Raw genomic sequence first — 24,994 nt, 5'->3', positions numbered from 1 at the left:
GTTGCTTCGCGTAGCAACGCGCCGCTCTATCCACGTCGTTGCGAGCGCAGCGAAGCAATCCAGAGTCCCACACACCACACTGGATTGCTTCGCTACGCTCGCAATGACGGTGGCGAGAGCATGCGCGCCTCACGATTCGCTCACAGCGCGCCGATCTCCTTCAGGCACGCTTGGGTCAACGTCATGCGGGCTTCGACGTGGCGCGGCTCCGGGCAGTCCATGTTGAGCGCGAACACGGTCGGCTGGTCACCCTTGTCGACCCAGCCGACCATCCAGCCGAGTGAGCCCTGCTCCTTGCCGAGCAATCCCGACTTGAAGTGAATGACGGCGTCGCCGACCTTGGTCGTCGGAATGATGTCGCGCGTCAGATCCTGGCTGCGCTTCGACACCGTCAGCGCGCCACGGCGCAGGCGATCGATGAAATCGACCTGCTCCACCGGATCGATGCGAAGCGCGCCGGTGAGCCAGAACTGGTCGATGCCGCCGCCGATGTCGTGATTGCCGTAGTCGAGCTCCTCGAGATATTTTTGCATCCGCTCGGGACCGATGCGGCGCGCGATCTCCTGATAGACCGGCACGGCGGAGACCGCGATCGCGCTGCGCAAGGTGTGATCCTTGTTCCAGGCCTCGATCGATCTCGTGACGCCATCCCATTTGAACACGTCCTTGTCGGGATCCTCGACGACGCCCGTCTCCAGCGCGATCAGCGAGTTCGCGATCTTGAAGGTCGAGGCCGGCAGCTTCGCCTCGCCGGAGCGATCTGCATCGCTGGCGATGATGAGATATTCCTCGACCTTGTAGGCCAGGAACGTGCCCCTGGTGTTCTCGTCGGTGAAGCGCTTGGCGAGATCGCCGCGGATCTCGTTGCGCGGCGGTGCGACATGCGCAAATGCGCGCGCGGGCAACAGGCTGGCGCCGGTCATCAGGGCGAGCGCGTGGCGGCGGCTCATCATGGGCATCGCAAATCTCCGTCGTCGTTCGCCCTCCCTACCACAGGGCGGTGACGACGGACGCATGACGGAGATCACAAATGCGGCGCGCTCAGCGGATCGGCCGCGACAGGTTGAGCACGAACACCAGCACCTCGGCGACGGCCTTGTAGAGCTCCTCCGGGATCTCGTCGCCGAGCTCGACATTGGAGAGCGCGCCGGCCAGCACCTCGTTCTCCTCGATCGGGATGTCGTGCGCCTTCGCGACCTCGATGATCTTGGCGCCGATCGTGCCCTTGCCCTTGGCGACGACGCGCGGCGCGCCCTGGCCCTTGTCGTAGTGCAAGGCGACGGCGAGCTGGGTCTTGTTGGCGGCCTTCACCTCGATGCTCATAGCGCGCGATCCAGGAAATGGCCGGCCCTGGGCGGCATCACGGCCGGCGGCGCGCCGTCCTGCACCACGAGGTCGCCCGGTGAGAGCTCGGCACGGCTGAGGGCCTGGCTGAGGTCGGCAAGGCCGGCGCGCAGCCGCGCGGCGGTGACCGGACGCTCGGCCCACATCCGCACGGAGGTGCGCTCGGCGCTGAATGAGATCATCGCATGCACCGGGCCGGCCGGCTCGACGTCGAGCGAGAAGCGCGCCCGCCAGACGCGCTTGGCCGCGTCCGGCGATTGCGTGCCGCCGTCGCGCGCGATCTCGAACTGCGCCATGGCCGTGCCCTGCGGGGTGGCGAAGGGAATCTCGAAGTTCCAGCGCGGCGGCGCCGGGTCGGTGCGCGCGGTCGAGGCGTCCGGGCGATCCGGCAGCGAGGCGACCTGCAGCAGGGTCTGGCGCGACAGCGCCTGGTCGGTCTCGTCGAGCAGCCGGTGCGCGATCGCCGACAGCGGCGTGTCGGGACCGAGCGTCGGCATCGCCACGGCCTGCGGCATCGGTGCAGCCCCGCGGAACGGCGGCGGCGGGGTGTTGGTGCGCACGACCATATCGGCGCGGCCGTTGGCGTTGCGTCCGGGAACGAGGCCCGCGGCGCGCGGAATCTGCTGCTGCGCTTCCTGCAGCACGGCCAGCACCGTGCCGGGCGTGAGCGACTGCGCCTTGGCGCCCGTCAGGGCCTCGATCAGCGCCGAGCCGGTGAAGCCGGCAGACGCGGCGTCGGGCCGCCCCATTCCCGTGGCCCAGGGCTGGGGCGGCAGCTCGATCTCGATGTCGGGCACCAGCGAGGGAGCGCCGCTCTGTTGCTGCGCGGCGGCGGCGCGGCCGGCCTCCGACAGCACCGAGGCATAGGAGCCACCGGGCGACGGCTGCGCCGATGCCGCCATGCCGGGCTCGGCGGTCTGCAGCACCGTCGCCAGCGTCTGGCGCAGCACGATCAGCGCCGCCTTCAGGTCGGGCGTGCCGGTGCCGGTAGTGCCATTGGCGAGCGAGGATTCCAGGAACAGGCCGGATTGCTGCACGGCGGTCTGCACATCCTCCGCGGTCAGCGCCGGCGAGAGCGGCGTCTGCTGCGCCAGCACCTGCGCCACGGCGGCCCGCAAGGCCGGTGGAAGGTTCGGCGAGTCGGCGACGGCCTGGAGATCGGCGAACAATTGGCCCTGGCTGCCCTGGCGGGTCGCCGCCTCCTCGCTGGCGATCGACAATGCGAGCCGCTCCAGCCCGGTCAGCGGATCCGGCGGTGGCGGCAGCGCCGGTGCCAGCCGGCCGGTGACGTCGACGACGGTGGCGGCCGGGGTCGGGGTGCCGGTGGTGCCAGTGGCAGCACTGCCGCCCTGCCCGACGATGGCGAGCTGCAGCCCTTGCGCGGTCTGCGACACGGCGACCTGCACGGTCTGGCCGGCCTGCAGCGGCAGCTCGCTCGCGAGCTCCATCGACAGGTTTCCGATCGCGACCTGGACCAGGTTCTCGGCGAGCACCTGCTGCACCCTGGCGCTGACCAGTGCGCCGGCCTGCAGCGTGGTCGCTGCCGCCACCGTGGTTCCGGCCGGCGAGCTGCCGACGCCGCGGACGGCGCTCACGGAAGGCGACGGGGTGACACTCTGGACCATGCGCGTACTCGGGTTACGCGCACAGCCTAGCGGGTGCCCCTAAACCCGGCGTTAACCGGCCTCAGAGCGCGGCGTCGACTGCCCGGAGGATGCGAACGGCGGCTTGGTAGTCGATCTGCTTGGCGGCGCGGCGGCTCATCGCCTCCTCGTCGGCCCCCCATTGCGCGACGTTCCAGTCCTCGTCGACATGGGCTGCCGCCCAGACCTGATCGGCGTCGCGCACCCCATGCACCAGCGCCAGCGCCAGCAGCGCCGAGCCGGTCAGTGTGGTGACGACATGCGCGGCCGCCACCGTCCACGGGCCGGTCGGCAGCGCAGCGCGCGCGGCCTGGACCGCAGCCTCCGGCTGGGCCACATGCATGATGCCTTCGGACAGGATGAAATGCGCGCCCAGGCCGTCGCGCGCCCAGTCCAGCACCGGGTCCCAATGCTCGGCCTCGCGCGCGACCAGCCCCTCGGGATGACCGGCCCGGTAGAACAGCAGGTCGGACTGGAGATATTTGGCGATGTCCTCGCGGACGTCATCGACGCGGTCGACCACCGACTGCACGACGCTGTTGGCGAACCGCGTCAGCGGCATCGTGGCGGGATCGATGTTCTCACCCTGGGCCTGCCACTCGGCGGCGACGGCCTCCGCCAGCTCCCCAGCGGGAACGATGACGACGCGCCCCGACGGTGTGCGGATCGGCCGGCCGTCGAGGGTGACGTTGAAGCCGCCCTCGGCCGCGGCGGTCCCGGCCTCCTTGTAGAAGCGCTTGCGCAGCGGCGTCCGCATCGCCTGGCGCGCCGATTCCTGCGGATCGAGCGGCGACCGGCCGACGACCTCGTCAAACAGTTCACGCATCAGAATTCCAGCCCTCTCGCGGGATGATCACACGGGATCCGTTGTTTTCGCGGTAGATAAGCCCTGTCCGCCCGAAATGCGAGCTGCCGATGCGTCCGCTGCTCTCCGCCCTCGTCCTGCTCGGCAGCGCCGTTGAGGCCGCCGCCGGCTTCCGCTCGCCGGAATCGCTGGTGCGCAACGTCTATGCGCATTACGGCCGGGGCGCGCCGGAGCTCTCCGCCGGGCTGCCGCGGACGGCCGAGACCGCGCGGCAGTTCTTCGATCCGAGCCTCGCCGGGGCCTGGGCGGCGCCGCGGCGTGAGCCCTACGATTTCCTGGTGCAGAGCCCACGCTGGAAGCTCGGCCCGGTCGCGATTGCGATCTTGCGCAAGCAGTTCGACAAGACCTATGTCGCCGCCAGCTTCGACAACCAGGGCCACCGCGTGACGATGAACTTCATCGTGGTCAAGGGGCCGGACGGCTGGGTCATCCTCGACGTCGAAACGCCGCACGATTCGCTGCGGGAGTTTTTGCGGCAGTTCCGGAATTGAGCCGCTGCGTAGCCCGATGAGCGAAGCGATATCCGTGTTACGAGAGGCCGCTCACTCCTCCGGCGCGTTCTCGATCGGGTCGAAGCGGTCGTGCTCGAGGCCGAGCAGGTTCCACGACTGCAGCATGTGCGGCGGCAGCGGCGCGGTGGCGTCGATGAATCCGCCGCGCGGATGCGGGATGACGATGCGGCGCGCCAGCAGATGCAGCCGGTTCTGCAGGCCGCCGGGCAGCGCCCAGTTCTCGATGTTGAAATATTTGGGATCGCCGACGATGGGATGGCCGATATGGGCCATGTGCGCGCGCAGCTGATGGGTGCGGCCGGTCACCGGTTTCAGCGACACCCAGGCGAGCTTGTTGGCCGAGGCCTCGACCACCGCGTAGTAGGTCACGGCGTGGCTGGCGCCCTCGTCGCCATGGGCGGCGACGCGCATGATGGTGTCGTCCTCGCTCTCCTCCTTGGCAAGATAGGTGGAGATGCGGCCCTGCTTGGGCTTGGGCACGCCCGCCACCAGCGCCCAGTAGATCTTGCGCGCCGAGCGGCTGCGGAAGGCGCCGGTCAGATGCGTGGCAGCGAAGCGGGTCTTGGCGATCAGCAGGCAGCCGGAGGTCTCGCGGTCGATGCGGTGCACGAGCCGCGGCTTCTGGCCCTTGGCGTCGCGCATCACCTCCAGCATCTGGTCGATATGACGGGTCATGCCGGAGCCGCCCTGCACCGCGAGCCCGGCCGGCTTGTTGAGGACGAGCACGTCGTCGTCCTCGTACAAGGTCATCGCCTTGAGGCTCTCCAGCGTCTTGCGCTCGCCCTCGGTGAGGCCGGCGCGCTCCTTCGGCGCGTCCAGCTTGAGCGGCGGAATACGCACGCTCTGGCCTTCTTCAAGGCGATCCTTGGAGTCGGCGCGCTTGCCGTCGACGCGCAGCTCGCCTTTGCGGACGATGCGCTGGATGTGCGAGAATGACAGGCCGGGAAAGCGCGCCTCGAGGAAGCGGTCGACGCGCATGTTGTTCTCGTCGGCCGTGACCACCACGGTCTGCACCTTCGTCGGCAGCAGCGGCGTCTCCGGCTCGACCTTCTTCGGCGGCAGCGCCGCAGGCCTGCGCTCGGCACGCTCCGAGCTGAACCGCGCGGACTTGCCGGCACCGGCGCGCTTGGCCGGCGGCCGCTCGCGCGGGGCGAAGCTGTCGCGGCGATCCTCTCCCTCGGCGCGCGGCGCACGGCTGCGCTCGGCCTTGCCGCGCCCGAAATCGCCGCGCGGTGCCGCCTCGCGGTCACCGGCAAAACGGTCGCGCCGCGGCCGCTCGGCATCGGGACGCTTCGCAGACTCACGCTTGGCCGCGGCGCCTGCGCTGCGGGCGGCCTCGGCCTTCGGCCGCTCGCTGCGGCGATCGGTCGGGCGATCGGATCGGGTCTGGGTTCGCTTGATACGGCGGCTCATGGCAGGTTGCGTATCGCAAAAGCCCCTGCCAGTCACGGCGAAATCGCGATAAATCCGCTTGTGAGTCGGCCGCTTGGGCCATCGAGACTGATCGGAGCGAATTCGAATGACGCTCACGCGACTGGGCCTGGCGATCCTGGCAGCCACGCTGGCGACGACCGCCACGCAGGCGCAGCAGAGCCCCATGCCCGACGACATCGCCTGGAAGCTGATCGAGATCGGCCGGGTCATCGCCCCGCCGAAGACCGCCGCGATCTACGCGCCGCTGCAGGCCAAGGAACCCTACACCGGCGTCAAGGTGCAGCGCGATGTGAGATACGGCACGGCCGAACGCAATCTGCTCGACGTCTTCACGCCGGATGCCGCGGCCGCGCCCCGGCCGGTGCTGATCTTCGTGCATGGCGGCGCCTTCATCGGCGGCAACAAGCGCACCACGCCGGACGGCCCGTTCTACGACAACATCATGCTGTGGGCGGTGAAGAGCGGCTTCATCGGCGTCAACATCACCTACCGCCTGGCGCCGAAATTCCCCTGGCCTGCCGGCGTCGAGGATGTCGCCAGCGCGGTGCAATGGGTGGCCGCCCACGCCGCCGAGAACGGCGGCGATCCCGCGCGCATCTATCTGATGGGCCATTCGGCCGGCGCGGTGCACGTCGCGACCTATGTGGCGCATCCCGAATTCCACAAGGTCGCCGGCGGCGGCCTTGCGGGCGCGATCATGGCCTCGGGCGTCTACGACCTCACCGCGACGCCGCTTGGCGACCAGGAGATGGCCTATTTCGGCACCGATCCCTCGCGCTTCAAGGAGCGCTCGTCGCTGCAGGGGCTGCAAGCCTCGCCCTTGCCGCTGATGACCGTCTCCGCCGAGCTCGACCCGCCGCGCTTTGTCGAGCAGTTCGATCTGCTCAAGCAGGCCGCCTGCAAGCGACCGTCCGGCTGCGCCCGCGCGGTGATGCTGCCGCAGCACAGCCACATGTCGGAGGTGTATGCGATCAACACCGAGGACGACCGGCTGACGCGGGAGATTGCGGAGTTCGTCAAGACGGGGAAGTAGTAGCGCGCTCCCTCCACCGTCATTACCCGCAGCGAAACAATCCAGGGCGTCGCGAGGACTCGGGATTGCTTCGCTGCGCTCGCAATGACGTGGAGAGAGCATGACGCAACATAAGCAGCGCGACACGCGGTGACAGAACGAGCGGCGTCGGGGCTCCTACCCACCCCGCTCCTTCCGCAGCTTCGCCCAGTAGTCCAGCCGCTTCCTGATCTCGCGCTCGAAGCCGCGCTCGGGGGGATCGTAGAACTGCTGGCGGCCGAGGGCGTCGGGGAAGTAGTCCTGGCCCGAAAACGCGTCCGGCGCATCGTGGTCGTACTGATAGCCCGCGCCGTAGCCTTCGCCCTGCATCAGCTTGGTCGGCGCGTTCAAGATGTGCTTTGGCGGCAGCAGCGAGCCGCCCTCTTTCGCCACGCGCTTGGCGGCGCCGAACGCCTTGTAGGCGGCGTTGGATTTCGGCGCGGTGGCGACATAGATCACGGCCTGCGCGATCGCGAGCTCGCCCTCGGGTGAGCCCAAGAAGTCATAGGCATCCTTGGCGGCGTTGGCGATCACCAGCGCCTGGGGATCGGCGAGGCCGATGTCCTCCACCGCCATCCGAACGATGCGGCGAGCAAGGAACAGCGGATCCTCGCCGGCGTCGAGCATGCGGGCGAAGTAGTACAGCGCCGCATCCGGATCGGAGCCGCGCACCGATTTGTGCAGGGCCGAGATCAGGTTGTAGTGGCCGTCGGCCGATTTGTCGTAGATCGGCGCACGGCGCTGCAGGATGTCCTGCAACTGCACCGCGTTGAAGATCTCGTCCTTGCGCGCCGAGCGCCAGACTTCCTCGGCGAGCGTCAGCGCAGCGCGGCCGTCGCCGTCGGCCATGCGGATCAGCACGGCGCGCGCCTCGTCGTCGAGCGGCAGCTTGCGGCCCTCGACCGCCTCGGCGTTGCCGTAGAGCTTCTCGATCGCGGCGGCGTCGAGCGAGTGGAACACCAGCACGCGCGAACGCGACAGCAGAGCGGCGTTGAGCTCGAACGACGGATTCTCGGTGGTGGCGCCGACCAGCACGACGGTGCCGTCCTCCATCACCGGCAGGAAAGAGTCCTGCTGCGCGCGGTTGAAGCGATGCACCTCGTCGACGAACAGCAGCGTGCCCTGCCCGGTCTCGCGTCGCGCGCGTGCCGCGTCGAAGACTTTCTTCAGGTCGGCGACGCCGGAGAACACCGCCGAGATCTGCTCGAAATGCAGCTCGGTGGCGTCCGCCAGCAGCCGCGCCACCGTCGTCTTGCCGGTGCCGGGCGGGCCCCAGAAGATCAGCGAGCCCAGCGTGCGCGTCTCCAGCATGCGGGTCAGCGCGCCGTCAGGGCCGAGGATGTGATCCTGTCCCACCACATCCGACAGCTTGTGCGGACGCAGCCGCTCGGGCAGCGGCCGCGGCGCATCGTGCTCCATCCCCGCCGCGGCGAAGAGGCTCGGGCCTCCCTGCTGGGGACGCTTCGGGCTCATCCGCCGAGCGTGACGTTGATCTGCTGGCCGCCGCGCAGCACGGTGATGCGCCAGATGCGCGCGGCCTCGCGCGACGCCTTGTCGAGGTCGGCGGTCTTGGCGATCTTCTGGTTGTTCACGGCCATGATCACGTCGCCCTTCTGGAAGCCGACATTGGCCGCGGTGGTGCCGTCGCCCGGCTCGAGCACGACCACGCCCTCGGTGTCGGCATCGAGATGCAGCTCATCGGCGACCGCCGGAGAGATGTTGGCGACCTTGGCGCCCTGGAACGGCGAGCGGCCGTTGATCACCATCTCGTTGCGTCCGGTGTCCGGCGCGGTCTCCAGCGCGACCGCGACCTTCACCGGCTTGCCGCCGCGCTGCAGCTCGATCTGCGCCGTGCCGCCGAGCGGCCGGGTCGCGAAGCGATAGTCGAACGCGTTCGGATCATCGACGGTCTGGCCGTCGATCGACACGATCAGGTCTGACGACTTGATGCCCGCCTTTGCCGCCGGGCTGTTCGCGACCACGGAAGCGACCAGCGCGCCGGTCGGCGAGCGCAGGCCGAGGCTCTCGGCGATCTCAGGCGTCACCGCCTGCAGCCGCGCGCCGAGCCACGGGCGCTTCACCGCCTTGCCGCCGCTCTTCGCCGAAGCCACGACCACGCGCACCATGTTGGCAGGGATCGCGAAGCCGATGCCCTGCGAGCCGCCGGACTTGGAATAGATCGCGGTGTTGATGCCGACGAGACGTCCGGTCATGTCGACCAGCGCGCCGCCGGAATTGCCGGGATTGATGGCGGCATCGGTCTGGATGAAGAACTGATAGTCGGTGATCCCGACCTGCGTGCGCGCCAGCGCCGACACGATGCCGTGGGTCACGGTCTGGCCGACGCCGAAGGGATTGCCGATCGCCAGCACGACATCGCCGACCAGGAGATCATCGGAGTTGGCGAGGTCGAGCGTCGGAAACTGCTCCTTGGTGCCCTTCAGCTTGAGCACGGCCAGATCAGTGCGGCTGTCCTTCAGCACGATCTCGGCTTCGAACTCGCGCTTGTCGGCGAGCGAGACCTTCACCTCGTCGGCGCCCTCGATCACGTGCACGTTGGTGACGACGAGACCGGACGCATCGATCATCACGCCCGAGCCGAGCGAGCGCTGCATCTGCTCCTGCGGCCCGCCCTGCAGGCCGAAGAAGCGGCGGAAGATCGGATCGTCGAGAAAGGGATTGCGGTTCTGCACCACCTTGGCGGCATAGACGTTGACGACCGCCGGCTGCACGCGCTGCACGATCGGCGCATAGGACAGCCGCAGCTCGGCCGCGGACTGCGGCACGCGCCGGTCCTGCGCCGCGAGCGGAGTGGCTGCCAGCAGAGACAGCAGCAGGACCAGTGTGGAGCGAATCAACGTCATGCGAACAATCCTGGGAAAATGACGGCTTGGATATAGGCGGAACGGCCGCCGCGGCCAAGCTCAGGCGGCCTGATGCGGCGTTTTGATGGTCTCTGCAACGGGGCCGCAGGACAGCCGTTCCTGGTGCCGCTCGCCCCAGCTCCTGAGGACCTCGATCACCGGCCGCAGGCTCTCGCCGACCTCGGACAGGGTATAGTCCACCCGCGGCGGCACCTCGGCATAGACCTTGCGAACCACCAGCCCGTCGTCCTCGAGCGCCCGCAGCTGCTTGGTCAGCATGCGCTGGGTGATGCCGGGCATCAGGCGGCGCAGCTCGCCGAAGCGCCGGCTGCCGCCCTGCAGGTGGTAGAGGATCACGCCCTTCCACTTGCCGTCGATCAGATCGAGCGTGGCTTCGACCGCGCAGCCCGGACGGCGGGTGAAATTCTTCCGTTTCATCGCGTTTTGGCCCAATAGTATCCAAACGGGGACTAGTTCCCCATTTTTACAGTACTTGCTGAAATGACGCCAGAAGGACAAACAGATCCTATCGCCAAGCCAACCAGGAGGTTGTTCATGAAGGCCGTCGGATACCAGCAGTCGCTCCCCATCACCGAGGACCGCGCGCTGTTCGACTTCGAGACCGCCAAACCCGAGCCGAAGGGACGCGACATCCGCGTCGCAGTGAAGGCGGTGTCGGTCAATCCGGTCGACACCAAGGTGCGCAAGCGCGCCGCACCGCCCGCCGGCGAAACCAAGATCCTGGGCTATGACGCCGCTGGCGTGGTCGAGGCTGTCGGCCCGGACGTGAGCCTGTTCAAGCCCGGTGACGAGGTGTTCTACGCCGGCTCGATCCTGCGCCAGGGCACCAATGCCGAATTCCATCTGGTCGACGAGCGCATCGTCGGTCGCAAGCCGAAGAGCCTGTCGTTCGCCGAGGCCGCCGCCCTGCCCCTGACCTCGATCACCGCGTGGGAGCTGCTGTTCGACCGGCTCGGCGCCGTCCCCGGCAAGAGCCTCGATGACCGCACCTTGCTGATCACGGGCGCCGCCGGCGGCGTCGGCTCGATCCTGATCCAGCTGTCGCGCCGCCTCACCGGCCTGACCGTGCTCGCCACCGCCACCCGGCCCGAGTCGCGCGACTGGTGCCTGAAGCTCGGCGCCCACGCCGTGATCGACCATGGCAAGCCGATGAAGGCGCAGATCGACGCACTGAAGCTGCCGCCGGTCAGCCTCATCGCGAGCCTCACCCACACCGACCAGCACTACAAGGCGATCGCCGACTTCATGGCGCCGCAGGGCAAGTTCGGCCTGATCGACGATCCCGCCGAGTTCTCACTCGCAGCCTTCAAGGGCAAGGCGATCTCGATCCACTGGGAATCGATGTTCACGCGCTCCTCGTTCACGACGCCCGATATCATCGCGCAGCACAACCTGCTCAACGATGTCTCTGATCTCATCGACAAGGGCGTGATCCGCACCACCCTCGGCGACAACTACGGCACCATCAACGCCGCCAACCTCAAGCGCGCCCATGCGCTGATCGAGAGCAATAAGTCACGCGGCAAGATCGTGCTGGAGGGGTGGAGTTAAGTAATAGCGCTCATAGGGTGGGCAAAGGCGTGGCTCAGGTCTCTCCACGTTCGAGGTCGCGGTGGCGCCGTGCCCACCATCTCGCCGGTGCACTCGCTGACGGACGGTGGCACGCTGCCGCCTGACGGCGGCTGCTTTGCCCACCTACGGCACCGCCACCCTCAACTAACAAGCCCGCGCTTCATAGCTTTCCGTCATTGAGAGCGAAGCGGCAACGGCGTCCGGTCGCTCATTGCCGCGCTGGTCCCCAAGCGTAGGCCTCATCGGGAGTGCTGAACGCCCTGATCACCGGCTCGGAAAAGCCGAGCGCCTCGTAGCAGTACTCACTGCCGACGAAACTGAAATGCCGGGGTCGACGGCCGACCGGATCGATCGCCTCATAGGCATTCAACAAGGCCGATTGCTCGGCCTCCTTGATATAGACGCCGCCGTCGTACACGACGGTGTCGGCGCCATGCGCCGACACCGCGTAAGCGACCTCTTCGAACCCGGCATAGATCTGGCACGCGATCTCGATGCCGTAGGCGCGCAAACCGGGCGGCGATGCCACGACGATCAGGTGGAGCACGCCGCGCCAGAGACCTTGATCGAAGACCGCAGGCGGTCGTTCGATGCCGTCGATCATCGAGGGGTAAGGACGCCATTTGATGGAAGGGTCCGGAAACAAGAAACCTCCAGGCAGATCTTGATCATGGATCATAGCGCGGCATGTAGGGGCTGCATATTCGCCCTGCATTCGATAATTCGGAGGGCTGCGAGGCCATGATGGGCGAGGACTGGCCGGCCGGGCCGATCTCCTTTAACGAAGCGCGACATTCGCATCTGGAACGGCGTCCGTGAGCAGCCTCGAGCAAGAGACCCATTCGTCCGCCGATCGCGGCCCGCGCAGCGGATCGCCGCTCGAGGTCCTCAGCATCTTCCTCAAGCTCGGCCTCACCTGCTTCGGCGGGCCGATTGCCCATATCGGCTATTTCCGCGACGAGTTCGTCGTCAGGCGAAAATGGATCGACGAGCATGCCTATGCCGATCTGGTCGGGCTGTGCCAGTTCCTGCCCGGTCCCGCCAGCAGCCAGGTCGGCTTCTCCATCGGGCTGATGCGCGCCGGCTATCTCGGTGCGCTCGCGGCCTGGACCGGCTTCACTTTGCCGTCGGCCGCCGTGCTCATCCTGTTCGCCTATGGTGCGGGCCGATTGAGTGGACCGATCGGCAGCGGCCTGCTGCACGGGCTGAAGCTGACCGCAGTCGCCATCGTCGCACAGGCGGTCTGGGGCATGGCGCGCACGCTCTGTCCCGATCGCACGCGCGCCTCGATCGCGGTCGCCGCAACGTTGATCATTCTGCTCAGTTCGGCCTCGGCCGCGCAGATCGGGGCCATCGTGCTCGGCGGACTCGCCGGCCTCTGGCTGTGCCGCGGCGAGGCGGCGCCGTCGGGACACGTCGCGATCCCGGTGTCGCGGAGCGTGGGGGTCATGGCGCTCGTGCTGTTCGTCGTCCTGTTGGCGGGACTTCCGCTGCTGCGCGGCTCAACGGGATCGACGCCGCTTGCCTTGTTCGACGCGTTCTATCGCTCCGGCGCGCTCGTGTTCGGCGGTGGACATGTGGTGCTGCCGCTGTTGCGCGAAGCCTTCGTCGGACCAGGCTGGCTGAGCGACGACGCCTTTCTCGCCGGCTACGGTGCGGCGCAGGCCGTCCCGGGCCCGCTCTTCACCTTCGCCGCCTATCTCGGCACCGTGGTCGCTCCGGAGCCGCATGGGATCATCGGGGCCGCGCTCGGTCTCCTCGGAATCTTCCTTCCGGGCATGCTGGTCCTGCTCGCCGCGCTGCCGTTCTGGGACTCGTTCCGCAAGCGCGCCGGCGCCCAGGCCATGATGCGGGGTGTCAACGCTGCGGTCGTCGGTGTGCTGGGAGCGGCCCTGTACAACCCGGTCTGGACAACAACCGTCCATAACGCGGCAGATTTTGGCATCGCGCTGGTCGGTTTCGTCCTCTTGGTCGCCTGGCGCGCGCCGCCGCTCGTCGTGGTGACGTTCAGCGCCATTGCCGGCGTCGCGGCCGCGCTGGTGTAAGCGGCGGTGCCGCCGCATCACATGGTTGGCAAAGCGCCGCCGAAGCGGCGCTCTGCCCCCAGCGAGCTGCCGTGCGCGGCTAATTATGCTTCTTCCAGAAGATGCGCGCGCCCTGCACGGATTGCGCGACGTTGATGCGGGCCCGCTCGAACGGCGTCACCACGCCGTCGGCCTTGGCCTTGTTTTCCAGCTTCTGCACGTGGATCTGGCCGCGGACGAGCTGCTGCGCCTCCGGATAGGTCAGCCGCCCGCTCGCGATGCCGTTGTAGATGCGATGTGACTGGTTGTGCTGACGCGCATCGATCAGCGGCGTGCCCGCGAGGCTTGCGCCGGACGTCAGCGCGAGCAGCAACACAGCGGCCATGATGGACTTCATTTCACTCTCCTGTGGTTGTCGTCCACCGGCGTGAAGACGTCATTGTCCGCACGGCTCCAGCGAACGGCCGCCAGGATGCGCGCGATCGGCCGTGTCGACCGTGCCCGGGCTCACACGCGGCCGTGTCGTCCGATGACGACGAATGCTGCAGTGATCGATCGTCGGGTGGAGCCGCATGTCACGCCGCGGGGGCCTCCGCAAAAAATTGCGGGTTGCGTGAGCTGCCGGTCTTGCAAATCTCACCTTTGGGTGCATGTTCGCCGCGCACTACTTTTGAATGAATCATTTTTAACAATCATTGGCGACGCATGGCGGCGAGACCAACGGCTCATCCCAGCGCGCACATCCATGGAGACCGGCCATGAGAACGATTCAGTGGCTCATGCTCACTTTCGCGACGACCGTCACCGCAAGCGGCCTTGCCGGCGCCCTCAGCCCTGCGAGCGCCGCCCCGCCTCCGCCGGCGAAGAACTGCCCGGCCTTCGGCTGGTCGGAGGGACTTGGCAGTTATCTCAAGCCGGACGCCGCCTTCCCCACCTCCGACACCAAGACCATCCCGACGCCGGACTGCAATTTCCATCAATGGTCGTGGGAGGCCTTCGTCTGGGCGACGGCTCTGGTGAAGGATTCGGGCTCCGGCGCCGCCGTGCCGCGGTTCATGACCTTGGCGACGCCCGACGAGTTGCTCAACAACGCCGAGAATGCCGGCGCCCCACGGCCGCGCCCGCTGACCTTGGCGGCCCGTGCCCAGGTCTTCCACGGCATGGCCGGCTTCACCGAAGGCGCCGGCGCCATCGTCGAAGCCGACGGCAACATGCTGGTCGCGCAGAACGGCTATCCCGTCTACGCCTCTGTTCACATGAACCAGAGCTATTTCAACACCGCCCGCAAGAACCTGATCGCGACCGGCGGCTACCAGAGCCAGCCGGCAGATTCCTCCTTCGCCGTGGGCGATGCGGTGTTCAAGGCGACGTGGCTGCGGCTCGACCCCGGCCAGGCGCCGCCCGCGGGCGCCTATACGACCCAGGCACAGGTGCCGGTGCTGGAGAACAACGTCACCCCCGGCCTGATCACGATCCGGCCGGCGCCCGGCAAATTCGTCACGGTGACGGTGGCGCTGGTCGGCCTGCACGTCGTCGGCTACACCGAGAACCACCCTGAATTCCTGTGGGGCACGTTCGAGCTGAAGAACAACTCACCGCAGACGCCGGACAACACCTTCGCGCCCTCGGCAAGCCGCTCGGATCCGAAGAGCTATACGCTCTACAAGGGCGGCACGCCGTTCTCGCAGGTCAACATCGCGGCGCAGCCCGGCGCCAACCGGCCGCAACTGCGGCTCGATCCGGCGACCCAGAAGCTGACGCCGGTGACCAACGTCGTGCTCGAGAACCAGACCGGCGGCGAGAACCAGCCCAACGGCGTCGGCAACATCTTCGCGATCACGGCGCAAGCCCAGGGCTTTCTCTCCGGCCTGAAGGGCCCGCAATCGACGTTCGCGAACTACGCCCTCGACGGCACCGTCTGGATGCTCCCCAACTCGTACAATCTGAACAGCAACCAGACCAATGCGGTCGGTTCGGTCAATCTCGCCAACGCCACCGCCGAGACCTTCGTGCAGAACGCCGACAACACGCCGATCAAGAACGTGCTGAACTGCTTCCTGTGCCACAACCCGACGTCCTATTCGTTCCAGACGCCGCCGCCGGCCAAGCTGCCGAACCGGCTGATCGCGCTCAGCCACGTGCTGTCGATCGGCTCGCCCTACGAGGTGCCGAACTCGATCTCCGGCCGGCTCCTGATGCGGCCGGATCCGTTCAGGAAGTAGACCGACGACGCTTGCGCAGCGGTGCCGGCAACGGGGCCGCTGCCGTTTCGAGCCGATGGCAGATCTCAGGATCTGCCATCAAGCGATTGAACCGACGCCGGTTATCGGCGCGCTCCGAACCGCTGCTTGAGCGCTGGGATCAGGATGGCGCGGCAACCTGCTTCGGCTCCTGCGCTGCCTCAGCCTTCGTCTCAGCTCTGGCGACGAAGCCCTTGGCGAGGGCGTGATAGAGCCCCTCCTCGCAGATCAGGCGCGAGGTGCCGTAGGCGATCAGCGACGCCATCATCAGCGGCACCACCATGGCGTGGTTGTCGGTCATCTCGGTGACGATGACGAAGGCGGTGATCGGCGCCTGCACCACGCCGGCGAAATAGGCGACCATGCCGAGCAGCATGATCGGCGCCAGCGGCGACTGCTGGAACAGGCTGGCGACGTTGGCGCCGATGCCCGCCCCGACTGCGAGCGACGGCGCGAAGATGCCGCCGGGAATGCCGCTGATCGCGGCAAAGGTGGTGGCGAGGAATTTCAGCACGCCGAAATCGCTCGGCAGCGGCGTTCCGGTCTCCAGCGCGCCTTTCACCTGTGCATAGCCGGTGCCGTAGACCGTATCGCCCGAGGCCAGCCCGCACAGCGCGACGGCAAAGCCGCAGGCGAGGGCGAACGGCAGCGGGTGGCGTTTGATGAGGCGGCCGCCAGCGCCGGGCAGTCCGCGCGCCATGGTGATCAGGATGCGGCTGAACAGGCCGCCGGCGGCGCCGCCCAGGACCCCGCAGACGGGCACCGCCAGCCAGTCGATGCCCTTGCCGAGCGCGATCGGCGTCGTGCCGAAATAGGCGTAGTTGCCCATCAGGGCCAGCGAGGTCAGGCCCGCGGCGATCACGGTGGCGATGATGAGGCTCGAGGTCCGCGTCTCGAAGGCACGGCTCATCTCCTCGATGCCGAACACGATGCCGGCCAGCGGCGTGTTGAAGGCGGCCGCGACCCCGGCGGCGGCGCCCGCCAGGATCAAGCCCGGCTGCCGCCGCGGCGACAGCCGGCCGAGCGCGAACATGATGGAGGCGCCGACCTGCACCGTCGGGCCCTCGCGGCCGACCGAGCCGCCGCACAACAACCCGAGCAGGGTCAAGAGCACCTTGCCGATGGCGATGCGGATCGACACCAGCGGGCTTCGCGCGCTCGTGTCGGTCAGGTGCCGAGCGGCGATCGCCTGCGGGATGCCGCTGCCTTGCGCATTCGGGAAGAAGCGCTGGGTCAGATAGACCGACAGCGCGAAGCCGGCGGGCGTCACGATCAGTGAGGCGTAGCGTGATTTCGACAGCAGCCAGTTGAAGGCGAGCTGGGCCAGGTCGGCGAGCTCCGCCAGGGCCACGGCCGCCGCGCCCACCATCAGGCCGCCAGCCACGAACAGCACCCGCCGCTGCCAGCGCGCCGAGGTCAGCTTGAGCCAACGCTTGCGGCGGGGGGTGATGGTCAGCATGGGCGCAACGGAGTCCGTTCTCTACGCAGGTGCAGCACCCTCGACGAAAATCAGCCGGCGGTCCAGCGCCTTCCCGCGTTCGCCCAGGGCGTCCGCGTATTCGGCCGACGCATACCATTCGCGCAGCCGGGCCATCGACGGGAACTCGACGATGATGAGGGTCTTGGCCGGCGGACTGCCCTCGACCGTCTCCGCGGTCCCGCCGCGGACCAGATAACGCCCGCCGTATTGCGCGATCGAGCGCGCCGCGAGCGTGCGATAGCGCTCCATCGCCTGGGCATCGCGCACCTCGACCTCGGAGATGACGTAGGCCGCCATGGCCGGCCTCAGGCGATGGTGTCGAGGATGCCGCCCTCGGCGCGCAGCGCGGCTCCGTTGGTGGCGGATGCCTGCTTGGAGGCGGCGTAGACGACCATGTTGGCGATCTCGTCAACGCTGGCGAAGCGCTGCAGCAGCGAGGCCGGCCGGTGCTGCTTGACGAAGGACGAGGCCGCCTCCTCCTCCGACTGGCCGTTCTGGCGGGCGAGATCCTTGACGAAGGTCTCGACGCCCTCCGACATCGTCGGTCCCGGCAGCACCGCGTTGACCGTGACGCCGGTGCCGCGGGTCAGCTTGGCGAGGCCGCGCGAGATCGCGAGCTGCGCGGTCTTGGTCATGCCGTAGTGGATCATCTCGGTCGGAATGTTTACCGCCGACTCCGAGGAGATGAAGATGATGCGGCCCCAGTCGCGCTTCAGCATGCCCTGCATGTAGGCGCGCGCCATGCGCACGCCGGACATCACGTTGATCTCGAAGAAGCGGCTCCAATCCTCGTCGGGAATGTCGAAGAAGTCCTTCGGCTCGAAGATGCCGGCATTGTTGACGAGGATGTCGACCTCGGGCAGCGCAGTGACGATGGCGTTGCAGCCGTCGATCTGAGCGACATCGCCGGCGACGCCGCGCAGCCTGGCGGCCGAAACCGCCTGCTTGAGCTTCGCGACCGCCTCATCGACACGGACCTGGCTGCGACCATTGACGACGACCTCCGCGCCTGCAGCGGCAAGCCCCTTGGCGATGGCAAAACCGATGCCGGCGGTCGAACCCGTGACGAGGGCGGTCTTTCCCGAGAGGTCGATGTGCATGAGCAGCTCTCCGTTGTGCTGAAGCAACGGATGTGGGGCGTCGTCGCGCCAACGCAACGCAGAGCTGATCCTCGAGAAGAACGGTGAATGGCGCGCGCAAATGCCGCCGGCGGCCTCCGTAGGGTGAGCAAAGCGGCCGCCGAAGGCGGCGGCGGGCCCACCATCGATCGACGAATTCTCGGTGAGATGGCGGGCGCGGCGCCGCCAAGAGCACGTGCGAGGCGACGGCGTCGACCCGTCTTTGCCCACCCTAGAAGCGACCCCCCTCAAACGAAAACGGCGCCCGAAGGCGCCATTCTGAAAACTCGGGTCGGATCGCCGCTTACGCGGCTTCCGAGGTCTCCTGCACCGGGCCGGAATCCTGCCCCTTGGCATCGACGTCGCGGTCGACGAACTCGATCACGGCCATCGCGGCGTTGTCGCCGTAGCGGAAGCCGGCCTTGATGATGCGGGTGTAGCCGCCGTTGCGGTCCTTGTAGCGGGGCGCCAGCACGTCGAACAGCTTCTTGACCTGGTCGACGTCGCGCATCTCGGCGATCGCCTGACGGCGCAGCGCGAGTCCGCCCTTCTTGCCGAGGGTGACGAGCTTCTCGACGATCGGCCGCAGCTCCTTGGCCTTCGGCAGCGTGGTGACGATCTGCTCGTGCTTGATCAGCGCGGCGCACATGTTAGCGAACATCGCCTTGCGGTGCTCGGCGGTGCGGTTGAGCTTCCGATGAACCTTGCCGTGACGCATAGTGTTAGTCCTTCATTTCAATCTGCCGCGACGGTTCGTCGGACATGTTGCTCAGGTGGGCTGCCTGCGTTCGCCCGGGTGGTTACGGTGGCGGGTAGGACCCTACCCGCCCGCCGCTCAGTAGTGATCCTCGAAGCGCTTGGCCAGCTCGTCGATGTTCTCCGGCGGCCAGCCGGGCACTTCCATGCCGAGATGCAGACCCATCTGGGCCAGCACTTCCTTGATCTCGTTCAGCGATTTGCGGCCGAAGTTCGGGGTGCGCAGCATTTCCGCTTCCGACTTCTGCACGAGGTCGCCGATATAGACGATGTTGTCGTTCTTCAGGCAGTTCGCCGAACGCACCGACAGCTCGAGCTCGTCCACCTTCTTGAGGAAGGCCGGGTTGAAGGCGAGGTCCGGGATGATCTCCTGAGCGACTTCCTTGCGCGGCTCTTCGAAGTTGACGAACACGTTGAGCTGATCCTGCAGGATGCGCGCGGCATAGGCCACCGCGTCCTCCGGCGAGATCGCGCCGTTGGTCTCGATCGTCATGGTCAGCTTGTCGTAGTCGAGGATCTGGCCCTCGCGGGTGTTCTCGACCTTGTAGGAGACCTTGCGGACCGGAGAGAACAGGCTGTCGACCGGGATCAGGCCGATCGGCGCGTCCTCGGGACGGTTACGATCGGCGGCGACATAGCCCTTGCCGGTCGCGACCGTGAACTCCATGCGGATCTCGGCGCCCTCGTCCAGAGTGCAGAGCTGCAGGTCGGGGTTCAGAACGACGATATCGCCGACGGTCTGGATGTCGCCGGCGGTGACCGCGCCCGGACCCTGCTTCTTCACGACCATCCGCTTCGGGCCTTCGCCCTGCATCTTGATCGCGATGTCCTTGATGTTCAGCACGATGTCGGTGACGTCCTCGCGGACACCGGCGATCGAGGAGAACTCGTGCAGCACGCCGTCGATGTGCACCGACTGCACAGCGGCGCCCTGCAGCGACGACAGCAGGATGCGGCGCAGCGCATTGCCGAGCGTCTGGCCGAAACCGCGCTCCAGCGGCTCGGCAACCACGGTGGCGAAACGGGTCGCGTCGGAGCCCGGCGTGACCTGGAGCTTGTTCGGCCGAATCAATTCTTGCCAATTCTTCTGGATCGTCACTGTTTCACCCATGGGCCAGTCATGGGATCTGACTGACTGGCGTTGGAGAACCGCGCTTCAGATCGCGGCAGTCGAAATGTCTCAAAAGCACGACGAGGCGGACATGCTGTCCGCCTCTTTCAGATTAGACGCGCCGACGCTTGCGCGGGCGGCAACCATTGTGCGGGATCGTCGTCACGTCGCGGATCGAGGTGACGGTGAAACCCGCAGCCTGCAGCGCACGGAGCGCCGATTCACGGCCGGAGCCAGGGCCGGCAACCTCGACCTCGAGGGTGCGCATGCCGTGTTCCTGAGCCTTCTTGGACACGTCCTCCGCCGCGACCTGCGCGGCATACGGGGTCGACTTGCGCGATCCCTTGAACCCCATCGTGCCGGCCGACGACCAGGCAATGGTGTTGCCCTGCGCATCGGTGATGGTGATGGTGGTGTTGTTGAACGACGAATTCACGTGGGCGACGCCGGAGGCGATGTTCTTGCGCTCACGACGGCGGACGCGTGCGGCTTCCTTGGCCATATAAGTACCTTTCTCGAGATCTCAACGCCGCCGTAGTGCCAGCGGCTACACCAGAAAGGCGAATGGTGAATAGCGAGTAGCGAATAGGGATCACCCCTATCCGCCACCCGCCATCAGCAGTTCGCCAGATTACTTCTTCTTGCCGGCAATCGCCTTGGCCGGTCCCTTGCGCGTGCGCGCATTGGTGTGGGTGCGCTGGCCGCGCACCGGCAGACCGCGGCGATGGCGCAGGCCGCGATAGCAGCCGAGGTCCATCAGACGCTTGATGTTGATGCCGGTCTCGCGCCGCAGGTCGCCCTCGACGACGTAGTCGCGGTCGATGATTTCGCGGATCTGCAGGACTTCCTGGTCGCTCAACTGGTTGACGCGACGATCCTCGGCGATCTTGACCTTGTCAATGATCTCGCCCGCGATCTTCGGGCCGATGCCATGGATATACTGGAGCGCGATCAGAACGCGCTTGTTGGTCGGGATGTTGACACCGGCAATACGGGCCACGGACTTCTCTCCTGTCACCGATCCCAGGATGGACCGGCCTTCGTTCTCGCTATCTCGGGCAGGCGTCCGCAAACGCGAACAAGACGCCCACCCCTCGATTCGTGGGGCCCGGCATCTTTGGAAAACCATCCGACTTGGATGCGGGCTTATTAATGGATTCACACGGCGGTCGTCAACCGCCCCTACAAGATTCGATCACCTCTTGGCGCGCTTTTTTGCAGCCTTTGCAGAGGTTTTCCGGGTTCCCTTGGCCGCCTTGGCAGCGAGCTTGGGAGCCTTCTTCGAGGCCTTGGAGGCTTTCTTGGGGGCCGCCTTTGCTCCCTTTTTGGCTGTCTTTGCGGCCTTTTTCGTCGGCGCAGGCGCCTTCGGAGCCTTTTTAGCGACCTTCTTGGCCGATTTGGCCGGCGCGGTCTTCCCCGCAGCCTTGGCACTGCGCTTGGCCGGGCTCGCCTTCTTCGCCGCCCGGCTGCCGCCGGTGTTACCGACGGCGGCCAGGATCCGTCCGATCTCCTCGGTGACCTGCTCGATCGGCATCATGCCGTCGACGGTCGCCAGCATCCGGTGGTCCGAATAATAGTGGATCAGAGGCTCGGTCTGGTCGCGGTAGCTGGCCAGGCGCTTGGTCAGGACCTCCGGCGTATCATCGGCCCGCACAGCCTCGCCGCGCGCGCGGGTCTCGGCGGCCCGGCGCTCGACGCGCTCAAGCAGCACGCCCTCATTGACCCGGAGCTCGATCACCGCGTCGAGCTTCATCTGCTTCTGCTTCAGCAGCGCATCCAGCGCCTCGGCCTGCGGCACCGTGCGCGGGAAGCCGTCAAGGATGAAGCCATTGGCGGCGTCCGGCTGCTCGATCCGGTCCGCGATGATGCCGACCACGACCTCGTCAGGCACCAGACCGCCCGCCGCCATGATGTCCTTGGCCTTGAGCCCGATCGGCGTCTGAGCGGCGACCGCGGCGCGCAGCATGTCGCCGGTCGACAGCTGAACGATGCCGTATTGCTGGACCAGGCGCTGCGCCTGCGTCCCCTTGCCCGAACCGGGCGGCCCCAGAAGAATGAGTCTCATCGAATTTCGCCCCCCGGCACACGGTGAGCGACCCTCCCGCACACCTTGTTCTTGGCTTGGTGGTTCCCGGGCCGCGATCCGCCGCTATCCGCGGCGGCGCCCCCGCAACTTCGACTTCCTGATCAGCCCCTCATACTGATGGGCGAGCAGATAACCCTGAACCTGCGCCACGGTATCCATCGTAACGCTGACCACGATCAGAAGCGAAGTGCCACCAAAGTAGAACGGGACGGAAGCGTAGGAAATCAGAATTTCCGGGATCAGACACACGATCGCCAGATAGATGGCGCCGAGCACGGTGATCCGCGACAGCACGTAATCGATATATTCCGCGGTGCGCTCGCCCGGCCTGATGCCCGGGATAAAGCCGCCATGCTTCTTCAGATTGTCGGCGGTCTCGGTCGGGTTGAACACGATCGCGGTGTAGAAGAAAGCGAAGAACAGAATCAGCGCCAGATACAGCACCAGGAACAGCGGCCGGCCGTGACCGAGCTGGGTGGTGATCCACTGGAACCACTCCGGTCCCTTGCCGGCGTTGAAATTGGCGACCGTGGTCGGCAGCAGCAGCAGCGACGAGGCGAAGATCGGCGGGATCACGCCCGAGGTGTTCAGCTTCAGCGGCAGATGCGAGGACTGGCCTTCGAACATCTTGTTGCCGACCTGGCGCTTCGGATACTGGATCAGGAGCCGGCGCTGGGCGCGCTCCACGAACACGATGAAGGCGATCACGGCAACCGCCATCACGATGACGATCAGGATCAGGCCGGTCGACAGCGCGCCCTGGCGGCCGAGTTCCAGCATGTTGGCGAGTGCAGAGGGCAGCTCCGCGACGATGCCGGACAGGATGATCAGCGAGATGCCGTTGCCGATGCCGCGCGAGGTGATCTGCTCGCCGAGCCACATCAGGAACATGGTGCCGCCGGTCAGCGTGATCGCGGTCGAGAGGCGGAAGAACAGGCCGGGATCGGCGACGACGTTGCCGGCGCCTTCGAGGCCGACGGCGATGCCGTAGGACTGCACGGCAGCCAGGATCACCGTCAGATAGCGGGTGTACTGGTTCAGCATCTTGCGGCCAGCCTCACCCTCTTTCTTGAGGGCCTCGAGCTGGGGCGAGACGGTGGTGAGCAGCTGAATGATGATCGATGCCGAGATGTACGGCATGATGTTCAGCGCGAAGATCGCCATGCGGTGAATGCCGCCGCCGGCGAACATGTTGAACATGCCGAGAATGCCGCCGGCCTGGGTGCGGAACACCGAGTCCCAGATGTTCGGGTCGATGCCGGGCAGCGGAATGTAGGTGCCGAGGCGGTAGACCAGCAGCGCGCCGAGGGTGAACCAGATGCGCTTCTTCAGCTCATCGGCCTTCGCGAGCGCGCCGAAATTGAGGTTTGCCGCCAGTTGTTCCGCTGCTGAGGCCATGTCTAGCTTTCTCCCGCCGCCCTTCTTGACCGCATCAGCCCCGCGAGGGCTCGCGAGGCTTGGGCAGACGTCGGATATTATCTGGTACGCGAGCGCGTTCTGTCCATTGCCCTGCCCTCTCCAGCACAAGCCGGCAGCAGGGCAATGACGCAGATGTTACGCCGCCTCGCCTTCGTCCTTGGCTGGCGCCAGGAGCTTGACGGTGCCGCCGGCCTTCTCGACCGCCGCGATCGCCGACTTCGAGGCACCATGCACCTCGATGTTGATCTTGGCCTTGAGCTCGCCGCGGCCGAGCAGACGCACGCCGTCCTTGGCGCGGCGCAGCGCACCGGACTTCACGAGGGACTCGGCGTTGATCACGCTGCCGGCATCGAGCTTCTTGGCATCGATCGCCTGCTGGATCCGGTCGAGATTGATCTCGACGAAATCGAGCGCGAAGATGTTGTTGAAGCCGCGCTTCGGCAGACGGCGATGCATCGGCATCTGACCGCCTTCGAAGCCCTTGATGCGCACGCCGGAGCGCGCGGTCTGGCCCTTGCCGCCACGGCCCGAGGTCTTGCCCTTGCCGGAGCCGATGCCGCGCCCGACGCGCATGCGCTTCTTGCGCGCGCCGGCGTTGTCGGCGATATCGCTGAGCTTCATCGCCCTTCTCCTTACTTCTCGTCGACGATGCGGACGAGATGATGAACCTTGGTGATCATGCCGCGGACCGCCGGCGTATCCGGCAGCTCGGTCACGCGGCCGATCTTGTTGAGCTTCAACCCGATCAGCGTCTCGCGCTGCGAGTGATGCCGGCGGATCGGGCTGCCGATCTGCTCGATCTTGATCGTCTTGGCGCTAGCCATGGTCTTCACTCCGAGATGCGCCGGCCAGAGGCGGCGCGCGTTCGTTAGTCGGCAGCTGCCTCGGCATCGCCACCGACGCGGCGGGCCTGCAGGGTCGACACCTTGATGTTGCGGCGCGCGGCAACCGAGCGCGGTGAATCCTGGTGCTTCAGCGCGTTGAAGGTCGCGCGCACCATGTTGTACGGGTTGGACGAGCCGATCGACTTCGCCACCACGTCCTGGATGCCCAGCGTCTCGAACACGGCGCGCATCGGGCCGCCGGCGATGATGCCGGTACCGGCCGGAGCCGCACGCAGATAGACGCGGCCCGCACCGTGACGACCGAAGATGTCGTGGTGCAGGGTCCGGCCCTCGCGCAGCGCGACGCGGGTCAGGTTGCGCTTGGCGGAGTCCGTCGCCTTGCGGATCGCCTCCGGCACTTCGCGCGCCTTGCCGTGGCCGAAGCCGACCCGGCCCTTCTGATCGCCGATCACGACGAGCGCCGCAAAGCCGAAGCGCTTACCGCCCTTCACGACCTTCGCGACTCGGTTGATGTGGACGAGCTTGTCGACGAACTCGCTGTCGCGCTCCTCGCGCTCCTTGCGATCGCGACCGCCTCGTTCCCGTTCACCTGCCATGGTGCTATCCAAT

General features: G+C 67.0%; 27 protein-coding genes. 5 read left to right on the top strand and 22 right to left on the bottom strand.

Annotated elements, in window-relative coordinates:
* Nucleotides 1-140: 140 nt before the first annotated feature.
* From blaOXA to QX128_RS14385, 4 genes are all read right to left on the bottom strand, one after another.
* Nucleotides 141-959 (bottom strand): OXA-1091 family oxacillin-hydrolyzing class D beta-lactamase, encoded by an 819-nt coding sequence (gene blaOXA / locus QX128_RS14400; RefSeq protein ID WP_316237744.1) that lies wholly within the window; start codon nt 957-959, stop codon nt 141-143.
* Between the two features lie 82 nt (nt 960-1,041).
* Nucleotides 1,042-1,323 (bottom strand): EscU/YscU/HrcU family type III secretion system export apparatus switch protein, encoded by a 282-nt coding sequence (locus tag QX128_RS14395; protein WP_316237743.1) that lies wholly within the window; start codon nt 1,321-1,323, stop codon nt 1,042-1,044.
* Entirely contained in the window at nt 1,320-2,969 is a 1,650-nt protein-coding gene (locus QX128_RS14390; RefSeq protein ID WP_316216051.1) for a flagellar hook-length control protein FliK, read from the bottom strand. Before QX128_RS14390 ends, QX128_RS14395 begins: the two co-directional genes overlap by 4 nt.
* 61 nt (nt 2,970-3,030) lie before the next feature.
* Entirely contained in the window at nt 3,031-3,813 is a 783-nt protein-coding gene (locus QX128_RS14385; protein WP_315800953.1) for an ATP12 family chaperone protein, read from the bottom strand.
* Nucleotides 3,814-3,902: 89 nt separating this feature from the next.
* Between QX128_RS14385 and QX128_RS14380 the strand changes: the two genes are divergently transcribed.
* Nucleotides 3,903-4,343, top strand: coding sequence for a hypothetical protein (locus QX128_RS14380; protein WP_316237742.1), 441 nt, complete (start codon nt 3,903-3,905; stop codon nt 4,341-4,343).
* Between the two features lie 51 nt (nt 4,344-4,394).
* On the opposite strand, the gene QX128_RS14375 is transcribed toward QX128_RS14380, so the two are convergent.
* Entirely contained in the window at nt 4,395-5,777 is a 1,383-nt protein-coding gene (locus QX128_RS14375) for an RluA family pseudouridine synthase (RefSeq protein WP_316237741.1), read from the bottom strand.
* A 106-nt stretch (nt 5,778-5,883) separates the two neighbouring features.
* Between QX128_RS14375 and QX128_RS14370 the strand changes: the two genes are divergently transcribed.
* On the top strand, nt 5,884-6,831 hold the full coding sequence (locus tag QX128_RS14370; RefSeq protein ID WP_316237740.1) for an alpha/beta hydrolase: 948 nt from the start codon (nt 5,884-5,886) through the stop codon (nt 6,829-6,831).
* A 156-nt stretch (nt 6,832-6,987) separates the two neighbouring features.
* Here the strand turns inward: QX128_RS14370 and QX128_RS14365 are convergent, their stop codons facing one another.
* From QX128_RS14365 to QX128_RS14355, 3 genes are read right to left on the bottom strand one after another with little or no spacing between them, the layout of a single operon-like run.
* Nucleotides 6,988-8,322 (bottom strand): replication-associated recombination protein A, encoded by a 1,335-nt coding sequence (locus tag QX128_RS14365; protein WP_316237739.1) that lies wholly within the window; start codon nt 8,320-8,322, stop codon nt 6,988-6,990.
* Nucleotides 8,319-9,713, bottom strand: coding sequence for a DegQ family serine endoprotease (locus tag QX128_RS14360; RefSeq protein WP_315800958.1), 1,395 nt, complete (start codon nt 9,711-9,713; stop codon nt 8,319-8,321). Before QX128_RS14360 ends, QX128_RS14365 begins: the two co-directional genes overlap by 4 nt.
* Before the next feature lie 60 nt (nt 9,714-9,773).
* A complete protein-coding gene (locus QX128_RS14355; RefSeq protein ID WP_315800959.1) occupies nt 9,774-10,151 on the bottom strand; it encodes a helix-turn-helix domain-containing protein in 378 nt (125 codons plus the stop codon).
* 117 nt (nt 10,152-10,268) lie between these two features.
* Between QX128_RS14355 and QX128_RS14350 the strand changes: the two genes are divergently transcribed.
* On the top strand, nt 10,269-11,285 hold the full coding sequence (locus QX128_RS14350; RefSeq protein ID WP_315800960.1) for a zinc-binding alcohol dehydrogenase family protein: 1,017 nt from the start codon (nt 10,269-10,271) through the stop codon (nt 11,283-11,285).
* Between the two features lie 229 nt (nt 11,286-11,514).
* Here QX128_RS14350 and QX128_RS14345 read toward each other — a convergent pair whose 3' ends face one another.
* Nucleotides 11,515-11,910 (bottom strand): hypothetical protein, encoded by a 396-nt coding sequence (locus tag QX128_RS14345; protein ID WP_316177125.1) that lies wholly within the window; start codon nt 11,908-11,910, stop codon nt 11,515-11,517.
* 211 nt (nt 11,911-12,121) lie between these two features.
* Between QX128_RS14345 and chrA the strand changes: the two genes are divergently transcribed.
* On the top strand, nt 12,122-13,351 hold the full coding sequence (gene chrA / locus QX128_RS14340; RefSeq protein ID WP_316237738.1) for a chromate efflux transporter: 1,230 nt from the start codon (nt 12,122-12,124) through the stop codon (nt 13,349-13,351).
* Between the two features lie 79 nt (nt 13,352-13,430).
* On the opposite strand, the gene QX128_RS14335 is transcribed toward chrA, so the two are convergent.
* Complete coding sequence (locus QX128_RS14335) at nt 13,431-13,727, bottom strand: hypothetical protein (RefSeq protein ID WP_316237737.1); 297 nt, start codon at nt 13,725-13,727, stop codon at nt 13,431-13,433.
* 361 nt (nt 13,728-14,088) lie between these two features.
* Here QX128_RS14335 and QX128_RS14330 point away from each other — a divergent pair, with 361 nt between their 5' ends.
* A complete protein-coding gene (locus QX128_RS14330; RefSeq protein WP_316237736.1) occupies nt 14,089-15,552 on the top strand; it encodes a hypothetical protein in 1,464 nt (487 codons plus the stop codon).
* 139 nt (nt 15,553-15,691) lie between these two features.
* Here QX128_RS14330 and QX128_RS14325 read toward each other — a convergent pair whose 3' ends face one another.
* The 12 genes from QX128_RS14325 to rpsE form a co-directional block, all read right to left on the bottom strand.
* Nucleotides 15,692-17,029 carry a chloride channel protein gene (locus tag QX128_RS14325; protein WP_316237735.1) on the bottom strand — a complete coding sequence of 446 codons (1,338 nt, stop codon included), beginning with the start codon at nt 17,027-17,029 and terminating at the stop codon, nt 15,692-15,694.
* A 21-nt stretch (nt 17,030-17,050) separates the two neighbouring features.
* A complete protein-coding gene (locus tag QX128_RS14320) occupies nt 17,051-17,347 on the bottom strand; it encodes a DUF1330 domain-containing protein (RefSeq protein ID WP_316237734.1) in 297 nt (98 codons plus the stop codon).
* A gap of 8 nt (nt 17,348-17,355) precedes the next feature.
* Complete coding sequence (locus QX128_RS14315; protein ID WP_316237733.1) at nt 17,356-18,150, bottom strand: SDR family oxidoreductase; 795 nt, start codon at nt 18,148-18,150, stop codon at nt 17,356-17,358.
* A gap of 322 nt (nt 18,151-18,472) precedes the next feature.
* The gene (rplQ, locus tag QX128_RS14310) at nt 18,473-18,886 is read right to left on the bottom strand and encodes a 50S ribosomal protein L17 (protein WP_006611863.1); all 414 of its coding nucleotides are present in this window, start codon (nt 18,884-18,886) and stop codon (nt 18,473-18,475) included.
* Nucleotides 18,887-19,003: 117 nt separating this feature from the next.
* Nucleotides 19,004-20,035 (bottom strand): DNA-directed RNA polymerase subunit alpha, encoded by a 1,032-nt coding sequence (locus QX128_RS14305; RefSeq protein ID WP_315800968.1) that lies wholly within the window; start codon nt 20,033-20,035, stop codon nt 19,004-19,006.
* A gap of 112 nt (nt 20,036-20,147) precedes the next feature.
* Nucleotides 20,148-20,537: a 30S ribosomal protein S11 gene (gene rpsK, locus QX128_RS14300; protein ID WP_006611861.1), complete on the bottom strand. Its 390-nt coding sequence runs from the start codon at nt 20,535-20,537 to the stop codon at nt 20,148-20,150.
* Nucleotides 20,538-20,666: 129 nt separating this feature from the next.
* Nucleotides 20,667-21,035: a 30S ribosomal protein S13 gene (rpsM, locus tag QX128_RS14295; protein WP_315714555.1), complete on the bottom strand. Its 369-nt coding sequence runs from the start codon at nt 21,033-21,035 to the stop codon at nt 20,667-20,669.
* 195 nt (nt 21,036-21,230) lie between these two features.
* Complete coding sequence (locus QX128_RS14290) at nt 21,231-22,100, bottom strand: adenylate kinase (RefSeq protein ID WP_316177111.1); 870 nt, start codon at nt 22,098-22,100, stop codon at nt 21,231-21,233.
* Between the two features lie 84 nt (nt 22,101-22,184).
* The gene (secY, locus tag QX128_RS14285) at nt 22,185-23,519 is read right to left on the bottom strand and encodes a preprotein translocase subunit SecY (RefSeq protein ID WP_315714557.1); all 1,335 of its coding nucleotides are present in this window, start codon (nt 23,517-23,519) and stop codon (nt 22,185-22,187) included.
* 156 nt (nt 23,520-23,675) lie between these two features.
* Nucleotides 23,676-24,161 carry a 50S ribosomal protein L15 gene (rplO, locus tag QX128_RS14280; protein ID WP_009031841.1) on the bottom strand — a complete coding sequence of 162 codons (486 nt, stop codon included), beginning with the start codon at nt 24,159-24,161 and terminating at the stop codon, nt 23,676-23,678.
* Between the two features lie 11 nt (nt 24,162-24,172).
* The gene (rpmD, locus tag QX128_RS14275; RefSeq protein WP_006611856.1) at nt 24,173-24,364 is read right to left on the bottom strand and encodes a 50S ribosomal protein L30; all 192 of its coding nucleotides are present in this window, start codon (nt 24,362-24,364) and stop codon (nt 24,173-24,175) included.
* 44 nt (nt 24,365-24,408) lie between these two features.
* Nucleotides 24,409-24,981, bottom strand: a complete 573-nt coding sequence (rpsE, locus tag QX128_RS14270) for a 30S ribosomal protein S5 (protein ID WP_006611855.1) — start codon at nt 24,979-24,981, stop codon at nt 24,409-24,411.
* Between the last annotated feature and the right edge of the window lie 13 nt (nt 24,982-24,994).

Source organism: Bradyrhizobium sp. SZCCHNR1015, from assembly GCF_032489875.1.
Classification (GTDB): domain Bacteria; phylum Pseudomonadota; class Alphaproteobacteria; order Rhizobiales; family Xanthobacteraceae; genus Bradyrhizobium.
Note: the sequence above shows the minus strand (reverse complement) of the source record. Positions and strands in the feature narration are given on the sequence as shown.

Excerpts from the sequence above, each read along its gene's own strand:
- secY (WP_315714557.1), bottom strand. The coding sequence starts at position 23,519 with ATGGCCTCAGCAGCGGAACAACTGGCGGCAAACCTCAATTTCGGCGCG.
- QX128_RS14365 (WP_316237739.1), bottom strand. The coding sequence starts at position 8,322 with ATGAGCCCGAAGCGTCCCCAGCAGGGAGGCCCGAGCCTCTTCGCCGCG.
- rpmD (WP_006611856.1), bottom strand. The coding sequence starts at position 24,364 with ATGGCTAGCGCCAAGACGATCAAGATCGAGCAGATCGGCAGCCCGATC.
- QX128_RS14375 (WP_316237741.1), bottom strand. The coding sequence starts at position 5,777 with ATGAGCCGCCGTATCAAGCGAACCCAGACCCGATCCGATCGCCCGACC.
- QX128_RS14330 (WP_316237736.1), top strand. The coding sequence starts at position 14,089 with ATGAGAACGATTCAGTGGCTCATGCTCACTTTCGCGACGACCGTCACC.
- QX128_RS14335 (WP_316237737.1), bottom strand. The coding sequence starts at position 13,727 with ATGAAGTCCATCATGGCCGCTGTGTTGCTGCTCGCGCTGACGTCCGGC.
- QX128_RS14390 (WP_316216051.1), bottom strand. The coding sequence starts at position 2,969 with ATGGTCCAGAGTGTCACCCCGTCGCCTTCCGTGAGCGCCGTCCGCGGC.
- QX128_RS14320 (WP_316237734.1), bottom strand. The coding sequence starts at position 17,347 with ATGGCGGCCTACGTCATCTCCGAGGTCGAGGTGCGCGATGCCCAGGCG.
- blaOXA (WP_316237744.1), bottom strand. The coding sequence starts at position 959 with ATGCCCATGATGAGCCGCCGCCACGCGCTCGCCCTGATGACCGGCGCC.
- QX128_RS14395 (WP_316237743.1), bottom strand. The coding sequence starts at position 1,323 with ATGAGCATCGAGGTGAAGGCCGCCAACAAGACCCAGCTCGCCGTCGCC.
- QX128_RS14355 (WP_315800959.1), bottom strand. The coding sequence starts at position 10,151 with ATGAAACGGAAGAATTTCACCCGCCGTCCGGGCTGCGCGGTCGAAGCC.
- QX128_RS14345 (WP_316177125.1), bottom strand. The coding sequence starts at position 11,910 with ATGATCGACGGCATCGAACGACCGCCTGCGGTCTTCGATCAAGGTCTC.
- QX128_RS14350 (WP_315800960.1), top strand. The coding sequence starts at position 10,269 with ATGAAGGCCGTCGGATACCAGCAGTCGCTCCCCATCACCGAGGACCGC.
- rplQ (WP_006611863.1), bottom strand. The coding sequence starts at position 18,886 with ATGCGTCACGGCAAGGTTCATCGGAAGCTCAACCGCACCGCCGAGCAC.
- QX128_RS14360 (WP_315800958.1), bottom strand. The coding sequence starts at position 9,713 with ATGACGTTGATTCGCTCCACACTGGTCCTGCTGCTGTCTCTGCTGGCA.
- QX128_RS14315 (WP_316237733.1), bottom strand. The coding sequence starts at position 18,150 with ATGCACATCGACCTCTCGGGAAAGACCGCCCTCGTCACGGGTTCGACC.
- QX128_RS14370 (WP_316237740.1), top strand. The coding sequence starts at position 5,884 with ATGACGCTCACGCGACTGGGCCTGGCGATCCTGGCAGCCACGCTGGCG.
- QX128_RS14380 (WP_316237742.1), top strand. The coding sequence starts at position 3,903 with ATGCGTCCGCTGCTCTCCGCCCTCGTCCTGCTCGGCAGCGCCGTTGAG.
- rplO (WP_009031841.1), bottom strand. The coding sequence starts at position 24,161 with ATGAAGCTCAGCGATATCGCCGACAACGCCGGCGCGCGCAAGAAGCGC.
- QX128_RS14325 (WP_316237735.1), bottom strand. The coding sequence starts at position 17,029 with ATGCTGACCATCACCCCCCGCCGCAAGCGTTGGCTCAAGCTGACCTCG.
- QX128_RS14305 (WP_315800968.1), bottom strand. The coding sequence starts at position 20,035 with ATGGGTGAAACAGTGACGATCCAGAAGAATTGGCAAGAATTGATTCGG.
- QX128_RS14385 (WP_315800953.1), bottom strand. The coding sequence starts at position 3,813 with ATGCGTGAACTGTTTGACGAGGTCGTCGGCCGGTCGCCGCTCGATCCG.
- rpsK (WP_006611861.1), bottom strand. The coding sequence starts at position 20,537 with ATGGCCAAGGAAGCCGCACGCGTCCGCCGTCGTGAGCGCAAGAACATC.
- rpsE (WP_006611855.1), bottom strand. The coding sequence starts at position 24,981 with ATGGCAGGTGAACGGGAACGAGGCGGTCGCGATCGCAAGGAGCGCGAG.
- QX128_RS14290 (WP_316177111.1), bottom strand. The coding sequence starts at position 22,100 with ATGAGACTCATTCTTCTGGGGCCGCCCGGTTCGGGCAAGGGGACGCAG.